This window comes from Pseudomonas rosaeacicularis (assembly GCF_057128745.1).
Genome location: NZ_JBSKHT010000022.1, coordinates 87573 through 111838, shown reverse-complemented (window position 1 = coordinate 111838; position 24266 = coordinate 87573). Strand labels below are relative to the sequence as shown.

At 59.3% G+C, this 24266-nt stretch carries 20 protein-coding genes; 9 read left to right on the top strand and 11 right to left on the bottom strand.

Annotated features, from left to right (window positions below):
- Positions 1-178: 178 nt before the first annotated feature.
- From rarD to ACWKWM_RS25440, 5 genes are all read right to left on the bottom strand, one after another.
- The gene (rarD, locus tag ACWKWM_RS25460; RefSeq protein WP_483848763.1) at positions 179-1069 is read right to left on the bottom strand and encodes an EamA family transporter RarD; all 891 of its coding nucleotides are present in this window, start codon (positions 1067-1069) and stop codon (positions 179-181) included.
- 163 nt (positions 1070-1232) lie between these two features.
- Entirely contained in the window at positions 1233-2207 is a 975-nt protein-coding gene (locus tag ACWKWM_RS25455; RefSeq protein WP_483848762.1) for a serine/threonine protein kinase, read from the bottom strand.
- A 199-nt stretch (positions 2208-2406) separates the two neighbouring features.
- On the bottom strand, positions 2407-4320 hold the full coding sequence (locus tag ACWKWM_RS25450; RefSeq protein WP_483848761.1) for a PhoX family protein: 1914 nt from the start codon (positions 4318-4320) through the stop codon (positions 2407-2409).
- Positions 4321-4425: 105 nt separating this feature from the next.
- Positions 4426-5190: a TOBE domain-containing protein gene (locus ACWKWM_RS25445; RefSeq protein ID WP_483848760.1), complete on the bottom strand. Its 765-nt coding sequence runs from the start codon at positions 5188-5190 to the stop codon at positions 4426-4428.
- A 195-nt stretch (positions 5191-5385) separates the two neighbouring features.
- Complete coding sequence (locus tag ACWKWM_RS25440; RefSeq protein ID WP_483848759.1) at positions 5386-6120, bottom strand: double zinc ribbon domain-containing protein; 735 nt, start codon at positions 6118-6120, stop codon at positions 5386-5388.
- 109 nt (positions 6121-6229) lie between these two features.
- On the opposite strand from ACWKWM_RS25440, the gene bioB reads away from it, so the two are divergent.
- From bioB to bioD, 5 genes are all read left to right on the top strand, one after another.
- Positions 6230-7285: a biotin synthase BioB gene (gene bioB / locus ACWKWM_RS25435; RefSeq protein WP_483848758.1), complete on the top strand. Its 1056-nt coding sequence runs from the start codon at positions 6230-6232 to the stop codon at positions 7283-7285.
- 135 nt (positions 7286-7420) lie between these two features.
- Complete coding sequence (bioF, locus tag ACWKWM_RS25430; RefSeq protein WP_483848757.1) at positions 7421-8611, top strand: 8-amino-7-oxononanoate synthase; 1191 nt, start codon at positions 7421-7423, stop codon at positions 8609-8611.
- A complete protein-coding gene (locus ACWKWM_RS25425; RefSeq protein ID WP_483848756.1) occupies positions 8604-9335 on the top strand; it encodes an alpha/beta fold hydrolase in 732 nt (243 codons plus the stop codon). Before bioF ends, ACWKWM_RS25425 begins: the two co-directional genes overlap by 8 nt.
- The gene (gene bioC / locus ACWKWM_RS25420) at positions 9328-10182 is read left to right on the top strand and encodes a malonyl-ACP O-methyltransferase BioC (RefSeq protein WP_483848755.1); all 855 of its coding nucleotides are present in this window, start codon (positions 9328-9330) and stop codon (positions 10180-10182) included. Before ACWKWM_RS25425 ends, bioC begins: the two co-directional genes overlap by 8 nt.
- Before the next feature lie 69 nt (positions 10183-10251).
- Positions 10252-10932, top strand: a complete 681-nt coding sequence (gene bioD / locus ACWKWM_RS25415; RefSeq protein ID WP_483848754.1) for a dethiobiotin synthase — start codon at positions 10252-10254, stop codon at positions 10930-10932.
- A 307-nt stretch (positions 10933-11239) separates the two neighbouring features.
- On the opposite strand, the gene ACWKWM_RS25410 is transcribed toward bioD, so the two are convergent.
- From ACWKWM_RS25410 to ACWKWM_RS25385, 6 genes are all read right to left on the bottom strand, one after another.
- Positions 11240-12712 carry an aldehyde dehydrogenase family protein gene (locus ACWKWM_RS25410; protein WP_483848753.1) on the bottom strand — a complete coding sequence of 491 codons (1473 nt, stop codon included), beginning with the start codon at positions 12710-12712 and terminating at the stop codon, positions 11240-11242.
- Positions 12705-13523: an ABC transporter permease gene (locus tag ACWKWM_RS25405; protein WP_483848752.1), complete on the bottom strand. Its 819-nt coding sequence runs from the start codon at positions 13521-13523 to the stop codon at positions 12705-12707. Before ACWKWM_RS25405 ends, ACWKWM_RS25410 begins: the two co-directional genes overlap by 8 nt.
- Position 13524: 1 nt before the next feature.
- Positions 13525-14457 carry an ABC transporter permease gene (locus ACWKWM_RS25400; protein ID WP_483848751.1) on the bottom strand — a complete coding sequence of 311 codons (933 nt, stop codon included), beginning with the start codon at positions 14455-14457 and terminating at the stop codon, positions 13525-13527.
- A 28-nt stretch (positions 14458-14485) separates the two neighbouring features.
- Positions 14486-15634 (bottom strand): ABC transporter substrate-binding protein, encoded by a 1149-nt coding sequence (locus ACWKWM_RS25395; protein WP_483848750.1) that lies wholly within the window; start codon positions 15632-15634, stop codon positions 14486-14488.
- A 59-nt stretch (positions 15635-15693) separates the two neighbouring features.
- Positions 15694-16830, bottom strand: a complete 1137-nt coding sequence (locus ACWKWM_RS25390) for an ABC transporter ATP-binding protein (protein WP_483848749.1) — start codon at positions 16828-16830, stop codon at positions 15694-15696.
- Between the two features lie 105 nt (positions 16831-16935).
- Complete coding sequence (locus ACWKWM_RS25385) at positions 16936-17745, bottom strand: helix-turn-helix transcriptional regulator (RefSeq protein WP_483848748.1); 810 nt, start codon at positions 17743-17745, stop codon at positions 16936-16938.
- Positions 17746-18061: 316 nt separating this feature from the next.
- On the opposite strand from ACWKWM_RS25385, the gene ACWKWM_RS25380 reads away from it, so the two are divergent.
- The 4 genes from ACWKWM_RS25380 (at position 18062) to ACWKWM_RS25365 (ending at position 24110) form a co-directional block, all read left to right on the top strand.
- A complete protein-coding gene (locus tag ACWKWM_RS25380; protein WP_483848747.1) occupies positions 18062-18358 on the top strand; it encodes a pyrroloquinoline quinone biosynthesis protein PqqE in 297 nt (98 codons plus the stop codon).
- 353 nt (positions 18359-18711) lie between these two features.
- Positions 18712-20517, top strand: coding sequence for a phenylacyl-CoA dehydrogenase (locus tag ACWKWM_RS25375; protein ID WP_483848746.1), 1806 nt, complete (start codon positions 18712-18714; stop codon positions 20515-20517).
- Between the two features lie 294 nt (positions 20518-20811).
- Positions 20812-22107 (top strand): GGDEF domain-containing protein, encoded by a 1296-nt coding sequence (locus tag ACWKWM_RS25370; protein WP_483848745.1) that lies wholly within the window; start codon positions 20812-20814, stop codon positions 22105-22107.
- A gap of 224 nt (positions 22108-22331) precedes the next feature.
- Complete coding sequence (locus tag ACWKWM_RS25365) at positions 22332-24110, top strand: acyl-CoA dehydrogenase C-terminal domain-containing protein (RefSeq protein ID WP_483848744.1); 1779 nt, start codon at positions 22332-22334, stop codon at positions 24108-24110.
- Positions 24111-24266: the final 156 nt, after the last annotated feature.

Sequence of the window (24266 nt, the reverse complement as noted above, 5' to 3'; positions counted from 1 at the left end):
GGCCTGATACATAGATGCAACCGGGTAGCAGTGTTAAAAAAGGGTTGGCAGTGGGGGCGAGTCCATACATAGGAGCTGACGAGCCCGAGCGAGGCTGCGATTGCGGTGTGTCAGATGTACCGAATCGCAGCCTCGCGGTGCTCGTCAGCTCCTACAAAAGCCCCAAAAAAAGCGTATGTCACGCGCGCCGGCGCAGGCTTCTCCAGGCATCGACGCTATAGATCACCAGTCCTGTCCAGATGAAGGCGAACGTTATTGCGGTGCTGGTGGCCAGGTGTTCTCCGTACACCAGCACCGCCAGGGTTAGCACTAAGATCGGCGCGATGTACTGCAAAAAGCCCAACGTGGCATAGGGCAAGTCCCGCGCAGCCGCGTTGAAACACACCAACGGCACCAGCGTTATCGGCCCTGCTGCTGCCAGCCAGATCGCTTCTTTGGTGGTCCAGAATTCACTTTGCGCACTGTGTGCCATCGGATTGAACAGCAGCCAGCCAATCGCCAAGGGCACCAAAATCCAGGTTTCAACCACCAGCCCCGGCAGCGCGGCGACCGGTGCTTGCTTGCGGATCAGGCCGTAAAACCCAAAGGTGAACGCCAGCGCCAGTGAAACCCACGGCAAGCTGCCTACCTGCCACACCTGTTGCCCGACACCGATCAGCGCAAGGATGACCGCCACCCACTGCAGGGGTCGCAAGCGTTCACGCAGCAGCACCATACCCAGCATTACGTTGATCAGCGGGTTGATGAAATAACCCAGGCTGGCCTCCACCATGTGGTTGTTGTTCACCGCCCACACGTAGATCAGCCAGTTACTGGCGATCAACGAACCACTGACTGCGAGGATCGCAAAGCGCCGGGGGTTATCGCAAAGCTCCTGCCACCAGCCAGGGTGTTTCCATACCAGCATTAACAGCGCCAACCCAAACACGGCCGACCAGATCGCTCGATTGACGATGATCTCGATCGACGGAACGCTGGAAAGGACTTTGAAATAGATGGGGAAAATGCCCCAGATGATGTAGGCGCTGAGGCCAAGAATGTACCCGCGACGCGGGTTGGCGGCTGGCATGAGGTGTCCTGTGGCAGATTTTATTTTTGTTCAACTCAGTACTTGGCAAGCTCTACTCATTCTGTGGGAGGGAGCTTGCTCGCGATGCTTTTCTGCCGATGAGAATGCGTTGCTCTCACCGGCCCCTCGCGAGCAAGCTCCCTCCCACTGGTGGTGGCAAGCGTCAGAACAACTTCAACGGCTCTTCATTCAGCGCCGACAATTGCTCGCGCAACGCCAGGACTTGATCGCCCCAATAGCGTTCGGTGCCGAACCAGGAAAAGCTGTGAGGGAACGCCGGATCGTCCCAGCGTCGTGCCAGCCAAGCGCTGTAGTGCATCAGGCGCAGCGCGCGCAGTGGCTCGATCAGCGCCAGTTCGCGCGGGTTGAAATCATGAAATTCGTTGTAGCCGTCCATCAGTTCCGACAGCTGGCTCAGGCACTCATGACGATCGCCTGCGAGCATCATCCAGATGTCCTGCACTGCTGGCCCCATGCGGCAATCATCCAGATCGACGATATGAAAGATGTCATCGCGGGTCATCATGTTGCCAGGATGGCAATCGCCGTGAACGCGGATGTTCTGGTGCGGCGTGGCGGCGTACACGTCTTCAACGCGCTTGAGCAGATCACGAGCTACCGACTCGTAAGCAGGCAGAAGGCTACGAGGGATGCAGTTGTTTTCCAGCAGATAAGCCAGCGAGTTGTGACCGAAGTTTTGCACGCCAAGCGCTTCACGGTGTTCGAACGGCTTGATGGCGCCGACGGCGTGAATGCGTCCGAGCAGTTGGCCCAGACGATACAGCTGATCCAGATTCCCAGGCTCTGGCGCCCGTCCGCCGCGACGTGGAAACAGCGTGAAGCGAAAGCCTGCGTGCTCGAACAGGGTGGCGCCGTTGTGGGTCATGGGGGCGACCACCGGGATGTCGACGCCAGCCAGTTCGGCGGTGAAGCTGTGTTCTTCGAGGATGGCTTCGGTGGTCCAGCGCTGGGGCCGGTAGAACTTGGCGATCAGCGGCTGATCGTCTTCGATACCCACCTGATAGACGCGGTTCTCGTAGCTGTTGAGCGCAAGAATGCGGGCGTCGCTGACAAAACCGATGCTTTCGACGGCATCCAGCACAAGATCAGGCGTGAGTGTTGCAAACGGGTGGGCCATGCTTACTCCTGCGCGCAGCAGGCTGCCGCGTCGGGCCCGTTATGTTAACTCAGGCGTGTAACCCTGACACAACGCGTTACGCAAACCCTGTAGGAGCGAACTTGTTCGCGAGGCGTTTCGCCTGACACACCGCCTCGTCAACACGTTGGCTCCTGCAGAAATAGATCGTTCCCACGCAGGGTGCGATCACTAACCTGCATCACGCGCCGACTATTCCGCCGTCCTCCCGCGTAATCACCATTACCGACGACCTCGGCTTGCCATTAGGCAGGTGCCCGGGGAAGGTCGAACCGCCGTTTTCGCCAGGGTGCTGAATGCCGACGAACAGGGCTTTCTGGTCCGGCGCAAAGCTGATGCCCGTCACCTCGCACCCGACCGGGCCGACCATGAAACGCCTGATCTCACCGTTCGCCGGGTCCGCACAAAGCATCTGGTTATTGCCCATTCCGGCGAAATCGCCAAGGTTGGTCGAGTCCCCGTCAGTCAGAATCCACAGCCGACCGCCCTTGTCGAAGCCTAGGCCGTCGGGGCTGTTGAACATGTTTTGCGGATTGATATTACTGGAGCCGCCCTGAGGCGTGCCGCTGTGCACGCCAGGATTGCCTGCCACCACAAACAGATCCCATGTGAATTCCATGGCCGAAGCGTTATCGCCACTTTCGCGCCAGCGCAGGATTTGCCCGTACTGGTTCTTCGCCCGAGGATTGGGGCCGCCCACCGGCTGACCGTCTTCGCCGCGCTTGGCATTGTTGGTCAGCGTGCAATACACCTGGCCGTCCTTGGGACTGACGACGATCCACTCCGGGCGGTCCATGCGCGTGGCCTTGACCACGCTCGCCGCCATCCGCGCATGAATCAACACCTCGGCCTGGCTGGCGAAACCGCTGCTGGCGTCGATGCCGTTCTTGCCGTGGGTCAGCTCGATCCATGTGCCCTTGCCCTTCGGGTGATCGGGGTTGCTGTTGCCGTTATCGAACTGGGCCACATACAATGTTCCGTGATCGAGAAGGTTGCGATTGGCTTTCGGGTTCTGGTGGTCGATCTTGTCGCGGCTGATGAATTTGTAGATGAACTCGCCGCGCTCATCGTCGCCCATGTACACCACCACACGCCCGCCTTTGGTCTCGGCCAGCGCTGCGTTTTCATGCTTGAAACGCCCCAGCGCCGTACGTTTGATCGGCGTTGATTTAGGATCGAACGGATCGATCTCCACCACCCAGCCATGACGGTTGAACTCGTTGGGGTTTTTCGCGATATCAAAGCGCGAATCATGGGGGTGCCAGTTGATCTCTTTACTGGTCGGGACGACGCCATAGCGCTTGGTGGCCGCGTCCAGTTTCTGCGTAGGATCGGTGCTGCCAAAGCAGTCAGTGAAGTTTTCTTCGCATGTCAGATAGGTGCCCCACGGTGTCTTGCCGTTGGCGCAGTTTTGAAAGGTACCGAGCACACTCTTGCCTGTTGGGTCGGCGGCTGTTTTCAGCAAATCGTCACCAGCAGCCGGCCCGCTCAACTGAATCGGGGTATTGCCGTGCACGCGCCGGTTGTATTTGGAGCCTTGCACGAATTTCCACTGAGCGCCCTCACGCTTGACCTCAATCACCGACACGCCTTCGCTGGCCAGCGCTTTGCGCACTTCTTCTGCCGATTGTGGGTCTTTGCCGTGGTCGAACAGGTAGCGGTAGTTGGTGTATTCGTTATTGATTGCCATCAGCGCGCGGCTGGCGGTGTTGGCGTTATCGCCGGGGAAGGTGAACAGGCTCATGCCATCGTTGTTGTCGCCGAACTGGAGTTCCTGAGCCTCGGCGCTGCCTTTGCCGCTTGGGTCGAACGCGGGACCGTCTGCGTGTAACGGCTGGCCCCAACTGATCAGCACTGAAGAGGTGTAGCCCGGTGGCAGGCTGATGCTGTCGGCCGTGGCGGCGGGAATGCTGGCAAAACCCAGCAATTTGCTGTTGGCCGCTTTGACGCTGGCGGCCAGCACGCTGCGGCTCAGCAAGTCGCCGCCCAGAAACATCGCCGCGCCGCACAACGCGCCCGCGCTGATGAAGCTGCGGCGGGTGAGGCCAACCATGTTTTCGAGGTCTGTGGACTGATTGTCTTTTAGGCGTGTCATCACGGGCTTCCTGCGGTTTTGGCAGGAACCTTATTCATCGCTGATGACGGTATTGTGTCGGCCGGATGACTGAGACGGCGGCTGCGAGCGCGTCAGGACTTGATATCAAAGCGGTGTGCCGATCAGAACGTTAGCGGGAGAGAACTGAACCTTCACCGGGCTTTGGACGCAAAATCCTAATACTTTCAAGTGTTCCGGCTCAGCCAGTGCGCACAATGTCTGACCGCTTGGAAGGATGATTCTGACTTCGCTGGGGCCATCATCAGCGTCGAGAATTTCCTCCACAGTGCCAGTCAGGCAATTGTGTCCGTTTGTAACTTCGTCGCCAGGTGCCAGCACTTCCAGCCAGCCGGCCTTGATCAGTGCGAACACGTCGGTGCCAACGTCCAGGTCCAGGCGTTCGCTGCTGTCGTGGGTGATTTGCGCCTGCACCGACAGCTCGCCTGCCAGCTGCAGATCGATCAGGTCGTTACGGCCATGACGGGTGATGCGCTCAACGCGGCCATGCAACTGATTACGGGCGCTGGTGCGCAGCATGAGTCGACTGAGCAGCGCCAGATCGCTGGACTCTTCGGCACTGTTCAGCAGCTCTGCTTGCAGCGCTTGCAGGCGTTGATACAAACGCAGGACCCGATCACCTTCCACTGATAACTTCGCGCCGCCGCCACCACGTCCGCCGACACTGCGCTCGACCAAGGGCTTTTCCGCGAGATTGTTCAGCTCATCGATGGCGTCCCACGCCGCTTTGTAACTCAACCCCGCGCTCTTTGCTGCGCGAGTGATCGAGCCTTGCTCGGCAATGTGCGCCAGCAACGCCATGCGCTGCGGGCGGCGGACCATGTGTTGGGTGAGGGAGGGTGGCAAAGACATGGCGGATACCAATTGAGTGTAGGAGCGCGCTTGCCCACGAACAGGTGTGACAATTTACATCACTATTGCCTGGCCTGACGCCTTCGCGGAGGAGTCCGCTACCACATATGGATTTGGGATGTTCTTGAGGACGATGGAAATCTGTGGGAGCGGACCTGTCCGCGAAAGGGCTCTCATGAGCGATAAATAGGTTGATCAACCCCCAGGCTTGGCCGTTCGCGCCAGGCAATAAACATCCACTTGCCTCGCACCGGCCTTGCGCAGCAGCTTGGCAATCACATCCGCCGTCGAACCCGTTGTCAGTACGTCATCGACCAAGGCGATGTGTTTGCCAACCACATTCTGTGGCTCCAACAGTTCAAACGCATCGAGCAGATTGCGCCGTCGCGCCCTGGCGTCGAGCCCTTGTTGCGCGGGCGTTTCTTTCACCCGTCGCAGTAGTCGATCATTGACCGGCAGTTGCAGTAACGACCCCAACCAATCCGCCAGCATCGCCGCCTGGTTATAGCCGCGTTGTCGCATTCGCTTATTCGCCATCGGCACGGGCAGTAAAAAATCAGGGCGCGCCAGACCTTCGTTGAACCGGTAGCGCAAAAACTCGCCAAACAACTCCGCCATCAGCCGGCCCATCGGCCACTTGCCCTGATGCTTGAATCGTGTGACCAGCGTGTCGATGGGAAAGTCGTAAAGCCATGCGGCGATGACCTCATCGAAAGCCGGCGGATTGATCGTGCATTGGGCGCAGGTGAGATCTGACATTGGCATCGGCAGTGCGCAGCGTTCGCATTGGTCTTTAAGCCATGGAAGATCAGCCTCACATGGGTCGCAGATCGTCTTTTCTGACCCCGTTCTCTCATCGCACAATAAACATGTTTGGTCATTATTTAACCAGATGTAAACCTGGTTTGCGGCGTGTGGTTGACAGCGCATGCCTCTTCCTTAAATATGCCGAACATCCGTGTGGCGCCTGTGGACTTTAGGTTTCAGATAACCTGCTGAACCGTCCCGGCACTCGCTAAAAAACACCAAGGAGCCGCCCATGAGCGCCAGCATTACCGCCACTTTGCGTCACGACTGGACTTTATCCGAGGTCAAGGCGCTGTTCACACAGCCCTTCAATGACCTGCTGTTTCAGGCGCAAACCGTGCACCGCGCTCATTTCGACGCCAACCGCGTACAAGTCTCGACCCTGCTGTCGATCAAAACTGGCGCTTGCCCGGAAGACTGCAAGTACTGCCCGCAGTCGGGTCACTACAACACCGGCCTTGAAAAAGAAAAGCTGATGCAGGTCCAGCAAGTGCTGGAAGAAGCCGCGCGCGCCAAATCCATCGGCTCGACGCGCTTCTGCATGGGCGCTGCCTGGAAACACCCTTCGGCCAAAGACATGCCGTACGTGCTTGAGATGGTCAAAGGCGTGAAGGCCATGGGCCTGGAAACCTGCATGACCCTTGGCCGTCTCGACATGGACCAGACCCAAGCGCTGGCCGACGCCGGGCTCGATTACTACAACCACAACCTCGACACCTCGCCGGATTTCTACACCAGCATCATCACCACTCGCACCTACAGCGAGCGCCTGCAGACGTTGGCGTATGTGCGTGATTCGGGCATGAAGATTTGCTCCGGTGGCATCCTGGGCATGGGCGAGTCGCTGGACGACCGCGCCAATCTGCTGATTCAACTGGCCAATCTGCCAGAGCATCCAGAATCGGTGCCGATCAACATGTTGGTGAAAGTCGCAGGTACCCCGCTGGAAAACGCCGAAGACATCGACCCGTTCGATTTCATCCGCATGCTGGCCGTGGCGCGCATCCTGATGCCGCAATCCCACGTACGTCTGTCGGCCGGTCGCGAGGCGATGAATGATCAGATGCAGGCCCTAGCCTTCTTCGCCGGTGCCAATTCGATCTTCTACGGCGACAAACTGCTGACTACCGCCAACCCGCAATCGGACAAGGACATGCTGCTGTTCTCGCGTCTGGGCATTCAGCCGGAGGCGCGCGAAGAGCATTCCGATGAAGTGCATCAGGCGGCGATCGAGCAGGCGCTGGTCGAACAGCAAAGCAGCGCGCTGTTTTACGACGCGACGGTCTGACTTTTACGCCGGCCCCTGTAGGAGCGAACTTGTTCGAGAGGCGTTTTCCCGGACACACCTTGTCGTCCGCCTCGCCAACAAGTTGGCTCCTACAGATGAGTCGCGCTTCAACGCGCCAATACCCACGAGGCCTGCATGTCTTTTGATCTGAGCGCGCGTCTCGCTGCACGTCGCGCCGAACATCTCTACCGCCATCGACCCTTGCTGCAAAGCCCGCAGGGCCCGGAAGTAATCGTCGACGGTCAGCCGTTGCTGGCGTTCTGCAACAACGACTACATGGGCCTGGCCAACCATCCCGAAGTGATCGCTGCCTGGAAAGCCGGTGCCGAGCGCTGGGGCGTGGGCGGCGGCGCTTCGCATCTGGTGATCGGCCACAGCACGCCGCACCACGAACTCGAAGAAGCCCTCGCCGACCTCACCGGACGCCCGCGCGCGTTGCTGTTTTCCAACGGTTATATGGCCAATCTCGGCGCCGTCACTGCGCTGGTGGGGCAGGGCGATACAGTCCTGGAAGACCGCCTCAACCACGCCTCGTTGCTGGATGCCGGCCTGCTCAGCGGCGCACGTTTTTCGCGCTATCTGCACAACGATCCTGACAGCCTCGGCTCGCGTCTGGAAAAGGCCGTCGGCGATACGTTGGTGGTCACAGACGGCGTGTTCAGCATGGACGGCGACATCGCCGATCTGCCTGCGCTGGCAAAAACCGCGAAAGCCAAAGGCGCGTGGCTGATGGTTGACGATGCTCACGGCTTCGGCCCGCTGGGTGCCAATGGCGCAGGCATCGTCGAGCATTTCGGTTTGAGCCTGGAGGATGTGCCGGTGTTGGTGGGCACGCTGGGCAAGTCATTCGGCACCGCCGGTGCATTCGTTGCTGGCAGTGAAGAATTGATCGAAACCCTGATCCAGTTCGCGCGCCCTTACATCTACACCACCAGCCAGCCTCCGGCGCTGGCCTGCGCGACTTTGAAAAGCCTCGAGCTGCTGCGCACTGAGCACTGGCGTCGCGAGCACCTGACGGCGTTGATCAAGCAGTTTCGCACCGGCGCTCAAGCCCTCGGCCTGCAATTGATGGACAGCTTCACGCCGATCCAGCCGATTCTGATCGGCGACAGTGGTCGTGCGTTGCGCCTCTCGCAATTGCTGCGCGAGCGCGGGTTGATGGTCACGGCGATTCGTCCGCCGACTGTTCCTGCCGGCGGTGCGCGATTACGTGTGACCTTGTCCGCCGCCCACAACGAAGCTCAGGTCCAGCTATTGTTGAATGCACTGGAGCAGTGTTATCCGCTGCTCGACGCCCATGAGCCAGTGGAGCCTGAGCATGCGTGATCGTTTGATTCTGTTGCCGGGTTGGGGGCTGGGCGTTTCGCCGCTGGAGCCGTTGGCTGCCGCATTGCGTGGGCTGGATGAACACCTGCGGGTCGAAATCGAGCCGCTGCCGGATCTTGAAACCGACGACCTCAACGAGTGGCTCGACGAGCTTGATGCGACGCTGCCCGACAACGTCTGGCTGGGCGGTTGGTCCTTGGGCGGAATGCTCGCCGCTGAGCTGGCTGCCCGACGTGGCGAACGCTGCTGCGGCCTGGTGACCCTGGCCAGCAACCTATGTTTTGTCGCGCGCAGTGAATGGCCTTCGGCAATGGCACAAACCGATTTCGACGCGTTCATCGAGGGTTGCAGCTCCGACCCCCAAGGCACTCTCAAGCGCTTCAGCCTGCTGTGCGTGCAGGGCGCCGATGACGCGCGCGCACTGGCCCGACAGTTGAAAGCCGTCGCGCCTCATGGATCGCCGACTGCGCTGATCGAGAGCCTCAAGCTGCTCGAGCAGATGGACACCCGCGCGGCGCTGCAAAGTTACCGTGGCCCGCAATTGCACCTGTTCGGCGGGCTCGACGCGTTGGTTCCGGCCGAGGCGTCGACCGATCTGCTGAACCTGCTACCCGATATCGAAGTCGGCCTGATTGAACAGGCCAGCCACGCGTTCATTCTGGAAAACCCCCACGGTGTGGCGGCGGCGATTCAGGCTTTTTTACATGAGTCCGGTGATGACTGATCTTTCTCATTGCGCGGTCGTGAAGGCCGTTCAGCAACAAGGGATGCAGCAGGACAACCTGCCCGACAAGCGTCAGGTGGCGGCATCTTTTTCCAAGGCGGCGTCCAGTTACGACAGCGTGGCTGAACTGCAGCGAGCAGTGGGCAGCGAGCTTTTGTCGCGCTTGCCTGTAACCGGCGCCAATCCTTCGCGCTGGCTGGATCTTGGCAGCGGCACTGGTTATTTCAGTCGTGAGCTGGCCCGGCAATGGTCTGGCAGCGAAGGCATCGCGCTGGACATCGCCGAGGGCATGCTGCGTCATGCGCGGCCTTCGGGCGGCGCTGAGTATTTTGTCGCTGGAGATGCCGAGCGTCTGCCGCTGCAAGATGAGTGCGTCGGCCTGGTTTTTTCCAGCCTGGCGGTGCAGTGGTGCGCGGATTTCGCTGCGGTATTGAGCGAAGCACGACGTGTGCTGCAACCGGGCGGCGTGTTTGCGTTCGCCAGTTTGTGCGTCGGCACGTTGTATGAGCTGCGCGACAGCTGGCAGGCAGTTGACGGGATGATCCACGTCAATCGTTTCCGGCAATTGAGTGACTATCAACACCTGTGTGCGCAGAGCGGCTTGAACGTTCGCAGTCTGGATGTGTTACCCCATGTGCTGCATTACCCCGATGTACGCAGCCTGACTCACGAACTCAAGGCGCTGGGTGCGCACAACATTAACCCTGGACGCCCTGGCGGTTTGACCGGGCGGGCGCGGATTCAGGCGTTGATTGCTGCGTACGAGCAATTCCGTCAGCCCACTGGCCTGCCAGCAACGTATCAGGTGGTGTATGCGGTGCTGGAAAAGCCATTGGCAGCGTCCTGAACGACGACACTATTGAGCGCTATAGTTAATGGGCAACAGGTTGCAACACTTGAACGGACGGCCGCACAGATGAGTCATGCGTATTTCATCGCCGGAACCGATACCGATGTCGGCAAAACCACGATCGCCACGGGGCTGCTGTTCGCTGCGCGCCAGTCGGGGTTGAGCACGGCGGCGGGCAAACCCGTGGCTTCCGGATGCGATTTGAAGCCAAAAGGCCTGCGTAATGCGGATGCGGTGGCATTGCGCGCTGAGTCTTCCATTGCGCTGACCTATAACGAGGTCAACCCGGTGGCATTCGAGCCCGCGATTGCGCCCCATCTCGCCGCACGTGAAGCGGGGGTGGCGCTGACAGTGCAATCGTTGTTAGGACCGATGCGCCATATCCTGAGTAAAGGCGCCGATTTCACCCTGATCGAAGGCGCTGGCGGCTGGCGCGTGCCTTTGGCCGATCAAGCCAATCTGTCGGACCTCGCCATCGCGCTCGGCCTGCCGGTCATTCTGGTGGTGGGCGTACGGCTCGGTTGCATCAGCCATGCGCTGTTGAGCGCCGAAGCCATCGCTGCTGACGGCCTGCAATTGGCAGGCTGGGTGGCCAATATCATTGATCCCAAGACGTCCCGGCTTGAAGAAAACCTCGCCACCCTGGCCGAGCGCTTGCCCGCGCCTTGCCTGGGTCGCGTGCCCTACATGAAGAAATCCACGCCAGAGCTGGTCGCCGAGCATTTGCATCTGGAGTTGCTGGATTAGGTCATTGCACGTTTGCTTCCGCCCGGAAGGCGTAGCAACTGTGTTTCTCATGACAGGCGCGCAGGGTTCTCAAAACAGGGCCGGTTGATTCCCCGGATTGTCGCGACGCTGCTTCTGCCCGGAGGGCGTAGGAGTCCGGCTTGCCGACGATCTGCCGGGCACCGGCAGTAAAACCTCAGGGCGCGGTGTGCCAGTTGTAACTCAGATATCAGGATTGAGGACTGCTGCGGTCGGACGCGACCCCAGAGCCATCGCCTGCAAGCAAGGCTCCTACGCCCTCCGGGCAGAATCAGAGCCGCAGACGTGATTATTTCAAGTACCACCCCCAAGGCTGCTCCCCGACATACTCGGTCACTTGCTTGACCTCCAGATAGTTGTCCAGCCCCCATTGCCCAAGTTCGCGCCCGATACCGCTGTGCTTCATGCCGCCCCATGGTGCTTCGACGAAGGTGGGCTGTGAGCAGTTGATCCAGACGATGCCCGCCCTCAGCCCATTGGCCACACGAGTAGCGCGCTGCGGGTCAGCACTCATTACCGCTGCTGCCAGGCCAAATCGGCTGGCGTTGGCCATGTCCAGCGCCTGCTTCTCGGTCTTGAATCGCTTGACGCACAACACCGGCCCAAAGATTTCCTCGCGCCAGATGATGCTGTCGAGCGCCGGCTCATCGAAAATCGCAGGCTCTATGAAATAGCCCTGTGGCAGGTGCGTCGGGCGTTTACCTCCCGTCAGCAAGCGCGCACCCTTGGCCTTGCCTTCATCGACCAGGGCCAACACCTTTTCATATTGCCCCTGACTGACCAGCGGCCCCAGCAGCACGCCGGCCTCAAGGCCTGAGCCGATGGTGATCTTGCGTGTTTCTTCGACCAGCCGCTCAAGCAACCGGGACGCGATGCTTTCCTGGATTAACAGCCGTGAGGTGGCGCTGCACACCTGGCCCTGATTCCAGAAAATCCCGAACAGAATCCACTCCACCGCCGCTTCAACATCGGCATCGTCAAACACAATAAAAGCCGACTTGCCGCCCAACTCCAGGCTGATGTTTTTGATATCTCCAGCAGCTGCCGACATGATTTTGGAGCCCGTGGGCACGCTCCCGGTGAACGCCAGTTTGTCCACGCCGGGGTGCAACGTTAGTGGGCTGCCAGCCTCTGCGCCCAGACCGGTAACGACGTTGAGCACGCCTGCGGGCAGGCCGATGCGGTCTGCTGCGGCTGCCAGTTCCAGGGCTGTGAGGGGCGTCAGTTCCGAGGGTTTCAACACCACCGTGGCGCCCGCTGCCAGAGCCGGTGCGACTTTCCAGGCGGCCATCAGCAGTGGGTAGTTCCACGGAATGATCTGTCCGGCGACCCCGACCGGTTCAAGCCTCACACGGCAACGAAAACGCTCATCGGGCAACGCCAGCGGTTGGTCCTGACGGCTATCGAGTTCACGGGCCAGTCCGGCGTAATAGCGAAAACACGCTACCGCGTCGCCAATGTCCCACTGCGCTTCGGGCAACGGTTTGCCGTTGTCGCGCACTTCGATTACTGCCAAATCTTCCTGAACGGTTTGCAGTTCATCGGCCAGCTTGTCCAGCCATGCGCCACGTTCTGCGCCGGTGGTCTGGCTCCAGCCGCCATCGAACGCGCGTCTGGCCGCTCGCACGGCGTGATCGATGTCTTCCTCGGTCCCGGCTGCGACTTTTTGCAGAACCCGTTCGGTGGCAGGGTCGATAACGTCCAGGTAGCCGCCCAGGTCAGGGCCGACCCACTCGCCGTTGATGTACAACTGATCACGCATGTGATGCTCCTGTCCGGCGATTTTGCAAGTAGCGAGACGTGAACAGCAGCGCCAGCGAGGCGCAGATGATCACCGTGGACACGGCGTTGATTTCCGGCGTTACGCCGCGGCGGATCGATGAAAAGATATAGATCGGCAGAGTGGTTTCCGGGCCTGCGACGAAGAAGGCGATGATGAAGTCGTCGAAGCTGAACGTGAACGCCAGCAGGAAACCGGCCATGATCGCCGGGGTGATCTGCGGCAGCGTCACGCGCCAGAAGGTTTCCAGTGGAGGCGCGTACAAATCGGCGGACGCCTCTTGCAGCGCCTTGTCCAGCGAGTCGACGCGGCTGCGCACGATGATCATCACCAGCGCCATGGTGAACAGTGAATGCGCAGCGACCACGGTGAAGAAGCCCATGTTCAGCCGTGGTATGCCCGGTATCAACTGCGCCAGGACCGGGTTAAGCAGGTCGAACACGCTGATGAACGCGATCAGCGTCGAGATGCCGATGACGATGCCGGGAATGATGATCGCGCAGTAGGTGAGCGCATCGAACATCAGCTGCACCTTACGGCTTGCCCGTTGCAGGCCGAACACCGCCAATGTGCCAAACAGCGTCGCCAGCACCGCAGAACAAGTGGCGATCAAGGCGCTGTTACCCAGTGCTTCCATGATGAACGGGTTGCTGAAGGCGCGGCCGAACCACTGCACTGAGCAGCATTCGAACGCCAGGCCGCTACGTCCGGCGTTAAAGCTGAACAGCATGATCAGCGCGATGGGTAAATAGAGGAATAGATAAACCGAGGTGGAATAAGTGCGCAGCCACATATCAGAGCGCTCCTTCGCCAGGCTTGCCGCCGTAGCGGGCCACCAGTTTCAGATAAATGCCGATGATCACCAGCATGATCGCGACCAACGTCATGGCCAAGGCGCTGCCAAACGGCCAGTTGCGCGATTGCAGGAACAGATCGACTAAAGCGTTGCCGACGAAGAACACCTTGCCGCCGCCCAGGACTGCCGGAATCAGGAATTCGCCCATCAGCAAAATGAACACCAGCATCACGCCGGTGATGATCCCCGGTGCCGACAACGGAAGAGTGATGCGCCGAAAGCTTTCCAGCGCGCTTGCGCCCAGGTCAGACGACGCTTCCAGCAGGCGCTTGTCGAGTTTTTCCAGGCTGACGTAGATCGGAAACACCATCAGCGGCAGGTAGCCGTAGACGATGCCGATCAGCACGGCGTAGGGCGTATTGATCAGTCGCACATCTTCCAGACCAATGCTTGCCAGCAGCGCCGGAATGCCCTTGCCGCTAAGGATGAAAATCCAGGCGTAGGTACGAATCAGAAAACTGGTCCAGAACGGCACGATCACCAGCGTCAGCAGCAACGAGCGATTCTTGCCCGCCTTGACCGCTAGAAAGTACGCCAGTGGATAAGCCGCCAGCAGACACACCAACGTGCCTAACGGCGCCAGCATCAGCGTGTTGCCGAAAGCGGCCGCTCGCGAGCCCAGGTTCATATAGTTAGCCAGCGTCAGGCCGCCGGCATAGCCGCCGACGGCGCTGCGCTCGCCAAAGCTGAAGACCAGAATGATCACCAGCGGCATGACCAACAGCAGCAAAAACCACAGCGTCGAAGGCAGCAGCATTAACAGCGTGATACGCCGTGTCAGGCTGCGCCGCTTGCGCTGCGACCGCTCGAGATCCGCAGCAGCGGCGCTGGCGCCGGGGTGAAGGGCGTCAGTTGAAGCGACGGCGTTCATGGACGGTTCCTTGCTGCTCATGGTGGGGTCAGGCGGACTTGAAGCGTGCCATGAGTTCGGCGCGCAACGGACTGGTGAGCGTTGCGGCGGCCCCGAACTCAAGCGGGCTCAATTGCTCGGCAGCCGGGTACATGATCGGGTCGTTTAGCATCTCTGGCGGCAGTAGGGCGTCGACGCGCTTGTCTCCGCTCGGGTAACCGTGGGCCAGCACTTCGAGTTTGTTGTGCTGCGGATCGAGCAGGTAATTGATGAACGCGTAGGCGGCGTCTTTATGTTCGGCGCCCTTTGGAATGGCGAAGAAATCGCTCCACAACTCGCCGCCTTCCTTGCCGAGCACGTACTGCATGGTCGGGATGTCGCGGTGCAGTTGCGAAGCATCGCCGGTCCAGGACATTGCGAGCGTCGCATCGCCACTGCGCATCGACGGCTGAATGTCGGAATTGATCGCGAACAGGTGCGGCTTGACTTCGATCAGCAGCTTTTCGGCATCGGCCAATTCTTTCGGGTCCAGCGAGTTGAAGCTGTAGCCGAAGGATTTCAGGGCGTTGCCGATGGCCGTCAATTGGTAGTCGTGGACCATGGTCCTGCCGCTGCCTTGATCCTGAGCGATGGCCCAGAACTCTTTCCACGACGTTGGCTTGGCCTTGAGCTTGGCGCTGTCGTAGGCCATGCCGGTGGTGCCCCAGTTTTTCGGCACGGCGTAAACCTTGCCGTCGACCGTGCCTTGGGCCATGAATTTTTCCTGAAACGCTGCGGGGTCGAAGTTGGGGATGCGCGCCAGGTCCAGCGGCTCGATCAGCCCCAGCTTCACGTAGGTGCTGATGGTGTAGTTGGTCGGCACCAACACGTCCCAACCGCTGCCGCCCGCTTGCAGTTTGGCGAGCATTTCTTCGTTGGAGCCGAAAACGCTCATGGACACGCGCGCGCCGGTGGTCTTGGCGAAGTTATCGAGGTTTTCCTGGCTGTGATAATTGGGCCAGGTGGCCAGGCCGAGACGATCGCCAATCGAGCCTTTTTCCGCCGCAAAAGCGCTGGCGCTGCCGGTCAACAAGCCAGGCATATTCGTCGCGACCACGGCAGCAGCGACGCCTAAGCCTGTACGGCCCAGAAACTCCCGGCGTGTGATCGAGCCGTTCTGCCAACTGCGCATCGTCTTGATAAAGGTCTTCTGGTCCATGGCGTGCTCCCCGTCTGATAAATGATCTGATCGTTAGTGAGTGGCTTTTTCTTGCGCGGTCAAAGGCCCATCGCCAGGCCATTGACGTTGTTCCAGCCGACCTGCACCGCTGCGCCGTGCTCGAACCCCGTGTTGTCAGAGCTGCCGCCTCCAGCCAATCCGAGCTGGCGTGGCACGCGCACGCAGACGATGCCGAATGGCTGGGTGCGCACGCGGTATTCGGTGATGTTGCCCAGATAGATGCGGTCTTCGACGTGGCCGTCCAGCGTTACGTCGCGGCCCGGCAGTGCACCTTGGGCTGCGATGTCGATCAGTTCCGGACGAACAGCGATGCAGCCTTCGGACTCTGCACGCAAGTTGGCGCCATTGGGTGTCAGCGGGCTGCTCAGTTCGATGCCTTGAGGCGTGCGCAGGACCGCTGAATTGCCGTGGACGTGGCGAACGGTGCCGTTGAACAGATTGGATTCGCCGATGAAGTCGGCGACATAACGACTGGCCGGCGCTTCATAGAGTTGCTCCGGCGATGCGGTCTGGATGATCGAGCCGCTGTGCATGACGCTGATGCTGTCGCTCATCGACAGCGCTTCTTCTTGGTCATGGGTGACCAGAACGAACGTGATGCCGACTTCCCGTTGCAGGCGCAGCAGTTCTGATTGCATTTCTTTGCGCAGCTTGCGGTCCAGCGCGGCCAGCGGTTCGTCCAGCAACAACACCGTCGGTTTGTTGACCAGCGCGCGGGCGAGGGCGACGCGCTGTTGCTGCCCCCCGGAAAGCTCGCTCGGCTTGCGATGACCCAGGCCTGAAAGGCGCACCATCTCCAGAGCCTCATCGGCTCGACGGCGCTGCTCTTTCTTGTCGGGTCGCGGGGTGAGATAGCGCAGGCCGTAGGCGATGTTTTCCGAGACGCTCATGTGCGGAAACAACGCGTAGTGCTGGAACACCATGTTCACAGGGCGCTGATAAGCCGGCACGCCTGCGACGTTTTTGCCAGCAAGCATGACGTCGCCGGAGCTTGGCTGATCGAAGCCTGCGATCATTCGCAACGTGGTGGTTTTGCCGCAGCCCGAGCCGCCGAGGAAGGAGTGAAACGTGCCGCGTCTGACCTGAAAACTCAGGTTGTTGACGGCTTTGAGGTTGCCGTAGAGCTTTTCTACGTTACAGAACTCAATATCGTTGACGTGGTTGCTGTCGGTCATTGGCTCTCGCATCCCAGTGCATCGTTCGCTGCAATGGATGCAAACTAACGCCCACGGTTTTGCGCTGTATATATCCCTCCGGGGATAGAGGTCGCTTTTGAGCGATCAGCCAACGGCTGCAACATCCGGCCCCGTCAGCTCGCGGATGAACAGCCCCAGCAGCTCAGCCTGACTGCCGATGCCTAGCTTGGCGTAGATGTTCTTGCGGTGAATCTTCACAGTGCCGGGGCTGATAGAGAGTTGCCCTGCCACCGAGGCACTGGAATGGCCGCGCAACAGCAGGCGTACGATTTCCTGCTCGCGCCCGGTAAGAATGTGGTCGCCGAAGTGATCGAAAGCGGCGTGAATCTTGAAGTCCAGGTCCTGCGGCGTGCGCGGCTGTTCAGCACGATGCTGGCGCCAAGCCTGAGTGACGACTTGATCGACAACTGGTTGCGCGCAATCCATCAGTTGCAGCTCGTCGCGGCTAAAGGCGCAGCTAGTTGTGGAGCGCATCAGTGACAGCACCGCCATCGCATCGCCGCCCAGATCAACGAAAAAAGCCACTTCTTCGGCCAGACCGGTCTGTTGGTAATACGCCAGATAGTATTCGCTGAGATAAAAGTGATCGGGCGCGAATTGGCGCAGACGCCATAGCCCTGGCTGCTGTTTGCGGGTGCACGCCAGATAGAACGGGTCCAGCAAGTAAGGCCCGCACTGGTAGTCGTCAACGTAGATTTTGCGTTTGTCCGGCGCGAAGGTGTCAAACAGCGCCAGCGGGCGGTGGTTGCCTTCGTAGACGAACAGGACGAAATGATCCACCGGGCAAATGTGTTTGAGCCATTGGCTCAGACCCGCCAGACGTGCCGGTCCACTCGGCAGGGCGAGAAGGTGGGCGACTCCGGCGGTCCAGTGTTTCAGTTCCTTTGGGCGCATGACGACTCGAGATGCAATCCGACGAGGGGGATCAGCGTAGATGCAGGATGTGCGCCACCGCACAAATTCATCATGACGCCGAGATGGATGCTGATCACAGCGAGTATCTTGGGCGCAGCAATGGCGGCACCGCGCACCGTTTTCAAGCATTGAAAGGCCCTTGGTGTCACTTGCCGCCACGTCTGCGGTAACGCTTTTCTCGGGCACAATCATTTACTCTATTGGCAGGCCTTGTGCCATTAGTGTTTTTGACGGGTCTTTATCATCGCGGTCTGTTTCAATGGCCGCTGTTCGTTTTATGAACAGAGGGTTTTCCATGCAGATTTCCATGAATAACACGCTGTACCCAGGCTTGGGTGCTATTCAGGTAGGGCAGTCGCGCGTCGATCAAGCTGCCACCCAGCTCGCCAGCCCGGCGACGGAAGTGGCGGGGCGAAGCCAGTCTTCGGATTTTCAGCTTGAGAACCTGCGCTCGGTTGATCGCAGCCAGCGTTCTGATCTGGCGACCAATGTCGTGGAGCTGACGCAAGGCAAAGTCCAAGTGCAGGCCGGTGTCGCCCTTGCAAAAGCCAGCGATGAAGCGCTCGGCACACTGATCGACACCTACGCCTGAATTCCTTCCCCACGTGCGCTTCGGCGCACGCCGCTGTAGCTGTTTTCCTCCTTTGAATATCCCTCTATAAGCCGGCTGAATCACGGCTTCGGAACCGCCACGCCTTTTGTTTCACTCAACTAAACTCGCTTTAACCAGTTTTCTCCTTAAGCGCTGCGGCCCTCCCCTGCATGGCGTTCGGGTGATCGACGATGAATGGTTGGTGGAGCACGCTTGACAAGGTATAGGCGTAAACGTATGTTTCAAACACCTGTTTGACCGCTAGGCATCCGTGATTGTCGGTGGTTGCGGCAGTCCCTACAGCGACCGATCGGTCATCCAATTCCAGGATTCATCAGCAGAGGTTTATCGCTATGCCTGACTACAAGGCCCCCTTGCGTGATATTCGCTTCGTACGTGACGAACTGCTCGGCTACGAAGCGCACTATCAGAGCCTGCCAGCGTGCCACGACGCTACGCCTGACATGGTCGACGCCATCCTTGAAGAAGGCGCCAAGTTTTGTGAACAGGTATTGGCCCCGCTGAACCGCGTAGGCGACACCGAAGGCTGCACCTGGAGCGAGTCAGGCGTCAAAACCCCTACTGGTTTCAAAGAAGCCTACAAACAGTTCGTCGAAGGTGGCTGGCCGAGCCTTGCCCATGACGTCGCCCACGGTGGTCAGGGTCTGCCTGAATCGCTGGGTCTGGCTGTCAGCGAGATGGTTGGCGAAGCAAACTGGTCGTGGGGCATGTACCCGGGCCTGTCGCACGGCGCGATGAATACGATCTCCGAGCACGGTACGCCTGAGCAACAGGACGCTTACCTGACCAAACTGGTGTCAGGCGAATGGACCGGCACCATGTGCCTGACCGAGTCTCACTGCGGTACCGACTTGGGCATGCTGCGCACCAAGGCTGAACCTCAGGCTGACGGTTCGTACAAAATCTCCGGCACCAAGATCTTCATTTCCGCTGGCGAACACGACATGGCCGATAACATCGTCCATATCGTGCTGGCGCGCCTGCCCGACGCACCTGCTGGGACCAAAGGCATCTCGCTGTTCATCGTTCCCAAGTTCGTCCCGGATGCTTCCGGCAATATCGGCGATCGCAACACCGTTAACTGTGGCTCGCTTGAACACAAGATGGGCATTCACGGGAATGCGACTTGCGTCATGAACTTCGACGGGGCGACTGGCTTTCTGATCGGCCCGCCGAACAAAGGCCTGAACTGCATGTTCACCTTTATGAACACCGCCCGGTTGGGTACGGCTTTGCAAGGTCTGGCTCATGCCGAAATCGGTTTTCAGGGTGGTCTGAAATACGCTCGCGATCGTTTGCAAATGCGCTCATTGACCGGCCCCAAGGCGCCAGACAAAGCCGCTGACCCGATCATTGTTCATCCAGACGTGCGTCGCATGCTGCTGACCATGAAGGCATTCGCCGAAGGCACCCGCGCGATGGTGTACTTCACCGCCAAGCAGGTTGACATCGCCAAATACAGCGATGACGCCGAAGCCAAAAAGCAAGCTGACGCCCTGTTGGCGTTCATGACCCCGATCGCCAAAGCGTTCATGACTGAAGTCGGTTTCGAGTCCGCTAACCACGGCGTGCAGATCTACGGCGGTCATGGCTTCATCGCTGAGTGGGGCATGGAGCAGAACGTGCGCGACGCCCGTATTGCCATGCTGTACGAAGGCACCACTGGTATTCAGGCACTCGACCTACTGGGCCGTAAAGTGCTGATGACCCAAGGTGAGGCGCTCAAGAGCTTCACCAAGATCGTGCACAAGTTCTGCCAGTCGCAGGAAGGCAACGAAGCGGTCAGCGAATTCGTCACGCCGCTGGCTGCTCTGAACAAAGAGTGGGGCGAACTGACCATGAAGATCGGCATGGCGGCGATGAAAGACCGTGAAGAAGTCGGTGCCGCATCGGTGGATTACCTGATGTATTCCGGTTACGTGTGCCTGGCCTACTTCTGGGCCGACATGGCCCGCGTCGCTGCTGAGAAACTGGCGGCCGGCACCAGCGAAGAAGCGTTCTACACCGCCAAGCTGCAGACCGCGCGCTTCTACTTCCAGCGCATCTTGCCGCGTACTCGCACCTGCGTCGCGACGATGCTGTCGGGCGCAGGCAACCTGATGGACATGAACGAAGAGCACTTCGGCCTGGCTTACTAAGTCATCCGCTGAGCTAAACAAAAAGCCGCTTCTCCTTCCGGGGAAGCGGTTTTTTTGTGTCAGATTTTTGTAGGAGTGCGCTTGCTCTCAACAAAAGTGTGTCATTCACTTTTCCATATTTGACCCAACGCCATCGCGGGCAAGCGCGCTCCTACAAGCGAGCATCGATCCGCGCGGGTTTAAATCCGCAGTTCTTCCCCTAATCAAATGCGTATCGGCGCCGATACAGGCACAATGCCATTTGTCCCACTCGCGTTCATTCGTTTACGCCGTCTGGTAGGAGAGGACCCTGTTTTGCGCCGCCCATCAGCCGCACGTGTCAGTCACTTTTTGCCCTCCCTGGCCTTGTTGATCGCCGGGCTTGCAGCGGCATATGTCAAAGAGCTGAACGTGTTCTTCACCTCATTGTTCAACGTGCTCCCCACCTTGGTTCTGCTGCTGGGCGGCGCGTACTGCGGCGTTTACAAACGCCAGCGTGAGTTGTTCTTGATGATCACGGTGTATATCGCCTATTTCCTGCTCGATACCCAGACCGATTACTACCGTGACAACGGCCTGGTCCGTGAGGATGCGGCGGTCGTCTTTCATCTGTGTTGCCTGTTGCTGCCGATGCTGTTCGGGCTTTTCGCGATCTGGGAAGAACGCACGCATTTGTTTCAGGACCTGATCGCTCGTCTTGCCGTGCTGGTGGCCGTGGGCGGCGTTGCACTCGGGCTGGAGCAAAGCTTTCCCAAGGGACTGCTGGCATGGCTGGCCGACATTCGCTGGCCGGCGCTGCATGGCGAATGGATGAGCTTGATTCAACTGTCCTACGCCGCGTTCATCGTTGCTTTCGCTCTGTTGATCACCCAATACGTGCGCAAGCCAAGGCCCCTGCATGCCGCGCAGCTCGTGGGTTTGCTCGGTCTTTTCTGGGCTTTGCCGAAAACCTTTATTCTGCCGTTCACCCTGAATGTCATGTGCAGCCAGGTCATGCTGATGATCGCCGCAGCCGTCGCCCATGAGGCCTATCAAATGGCCTTCCGTGATGAGCTCACCGGTTTGCCGGGTCGCCGCGCCCTTAATGAGCGGATGCAGCGGTTGGGCCGCAGCTACGTGTTGGCCATGGGCGATGTTGATCACTTCAAGAAATTCAATGACACCTACGGCCACGATGTGGGTGATCAGGTGCTGCGCCTGGTGGCGAGCAAACTGTCGAAAATCAGCGGCGGTGGCGGTCGGGCCTATCGCTACGGGGGGGAGGAATTTGCCATCGTGTTCGCGGGCAAAACCCTTGAGGAGTGCATCCCGTACCTTGATGCCGTTCGCGAAGTCATCGCCAATTACCAGATCCGTCTGCGTGACCAGCAAGCCCGCCCGCAGGACGACCTGCAAGGCCGTCAACGGCGCACGGGTAATCTGGCGTCTACGGTGGCCGTGACCATCAGTATCGGTGTTGCCGAGCGTCAGCCCGAGCATCGCAGTCCCGAAGAAGTCCTCAAATCTGCAGATCAGGCGCTGTATGCCGCCAAGGCCGCCGGGCGCAATTGCGTTATTTCTCACAGTCAGACCAGTAAACGCGGGGCTGTGCGAATGGCCGCGGCCAGCTGACATAGGTCTCTTTTTTCTTTGTAATCAAACGCCTTTCATCTGCATATGACGGCTCCTAAATGCACGCTATAAATATGTGACCATAATTGCCTGCATGGTCACGATCTGACCCTATGTGTCGCAAATGGTGTTCGGTTACACTCGGAATCATCGACACATTGGCGCCGTACCCTATCAACGGCGTCTCTCTTTCCGGGTTACTGCTGCAGTTTGCGAGGTTTGCCATGGCTGACTACAAAGCGCCTTTGCGCGATATGCGCTTCATCCTTAATGAAGTGTTCGAGGTCTCCAAACTCTGGGCAACATTGCCTGAGCTGGCCGAAGCGGTCGACGCCGAAACGGTCGAAGCGATTCTCGAAGAGGCTGGCAAAGTCATCGGCAAAGCCATCGCCCCGCTAAGCCGCGCCGCCGATGAAGAAGGTTGTCACTGGCATGACACGGTCGTCACGACACCGGCAGGCTTTGTGTCCGCTTACAAAACTTACGCTGAAGGCGGCTGGGTAGGCGTAGGGGGCAACCTTGAGTTTGGTGGCATGGGCATGCCCAAGGCTGTGTCGGCGCAGGTTGAAGAGATGGTCAACTCTGCCAGCCTGGCGTTTGGTCTGTACCCGATGCTGACCTCGGGCGCGTGCGTCTCGATCAATGCCCACGCCAGCGAAGAACTCAAATCAACGTATTTGCCGAACATGTACGCCGGTCTCTGGAGCGGCTCGATGTGCCTGACCGAAGCTCATGCCGGTACCGATCTGGGAATGATCCGCACTAAGGCCGAACCCCAGGCCGACGGCGCCTACAAGATCAGCGGCACCAAGATTTTCATCACCGGCGGTGAGCACGACCTTACCGAGAACATCATCCACCTGGTGTTGGCAAAACTGCCGGATGCGCCAGCGGGACCCAAGGGTATTTCGCTGTTTCTGGTGCCCAAGTTCATGGTCAATGGCGATGGCAGCCTGGGCGAGCGCAACACCGTCTCCTGCGGCTCTATCGAGCACAAAATGGGCATTCAGGCCTCCGCAACCTGTGTGATCAACTTCGACGCAGCAAAGGGCTATCTGATTGGTGAAGCGAACAAAGGCCTTGCGGCGATGTTCACCATGATGAACTACGAGCGTCTGGGCGTTGGGATTCAAGGCCTTGCGTCCGGCGAACGCTCCTACCAGAACGCTATCGAGTACGCCCGTGATCGCCTGCAAAGCCGCGCGCCCACCGGCGCTCAGTCCAAAGACAAGGCGGCCGACCCGATCATCGTTCACCCCGACGTGCGCCGCATGCTGCTGACCATGAAGGCGCTGAATGAGGGTGGCCGGGCCTTCTCCACCTACGTCGCGTTGCAACTCGATACCGCCAAATACAGCGAAGACACTGACGTCAGCCAGCGCGCAGATGCCATGGTTGCGCTGCTAACACCTATCGCCAAAGCCTTCCTCACCGACATGGGCCTGGACACCACGGTTCATGGGCAGCAGGTTTTCGGTGGCCATGGCTACATTCGTGAATGGGGCCAAGAGCAACTGGTGCGCGACGTGCGTATCACCCAGATCTACGAAGGCACCAACGGGATTCAGGCACTGGACCTCATGGGACGCAAGGTCGTTGCCAACAGCGGCGCGTACTACAAAATTTTCTCTGATGAAGTGCGCCAGTTCATCGCAGCCTCCGACAGCTCTCTAAGCGAATTCACCAAGCCGTTGGCCTCTGCACTGACCACGCTCGATGAGTTAACTGACTGGGTGTTGGATCGCGCGCGCAATAATCCTAACGAAATCGGCGCCGCATCAGTCGAGTATCTGCAAGTATTCGGATACACAGCCTACGCCTACATGTGGGCAATGATGGCGAAAGCGGCGCTGGGCAAGGAAGCGCAGGACGATTTTTACGCCAGCAAACTGGGCACGGCACGTTTCTATTTCGCCCGTTTACTGCCACGGATTCAGTCACTTGTCGCGTCGGTCAAAGCCGGTAGCGAGTCCCTTTATCTGCTGAAGCCGTCGCAATTCTGACCCATCTGAGCTGTGTAAGCTTTTGCTTACACAGCGTGGTGCTGTTTGGCCATATCCCTGGAATGGATCCAAAGTTAATCTACTCACATGGACGTAGCGCAGGACGCGCAAATAGATAACACGGACACGTAGGATGCCTGCCAGGGAGGTGGGACG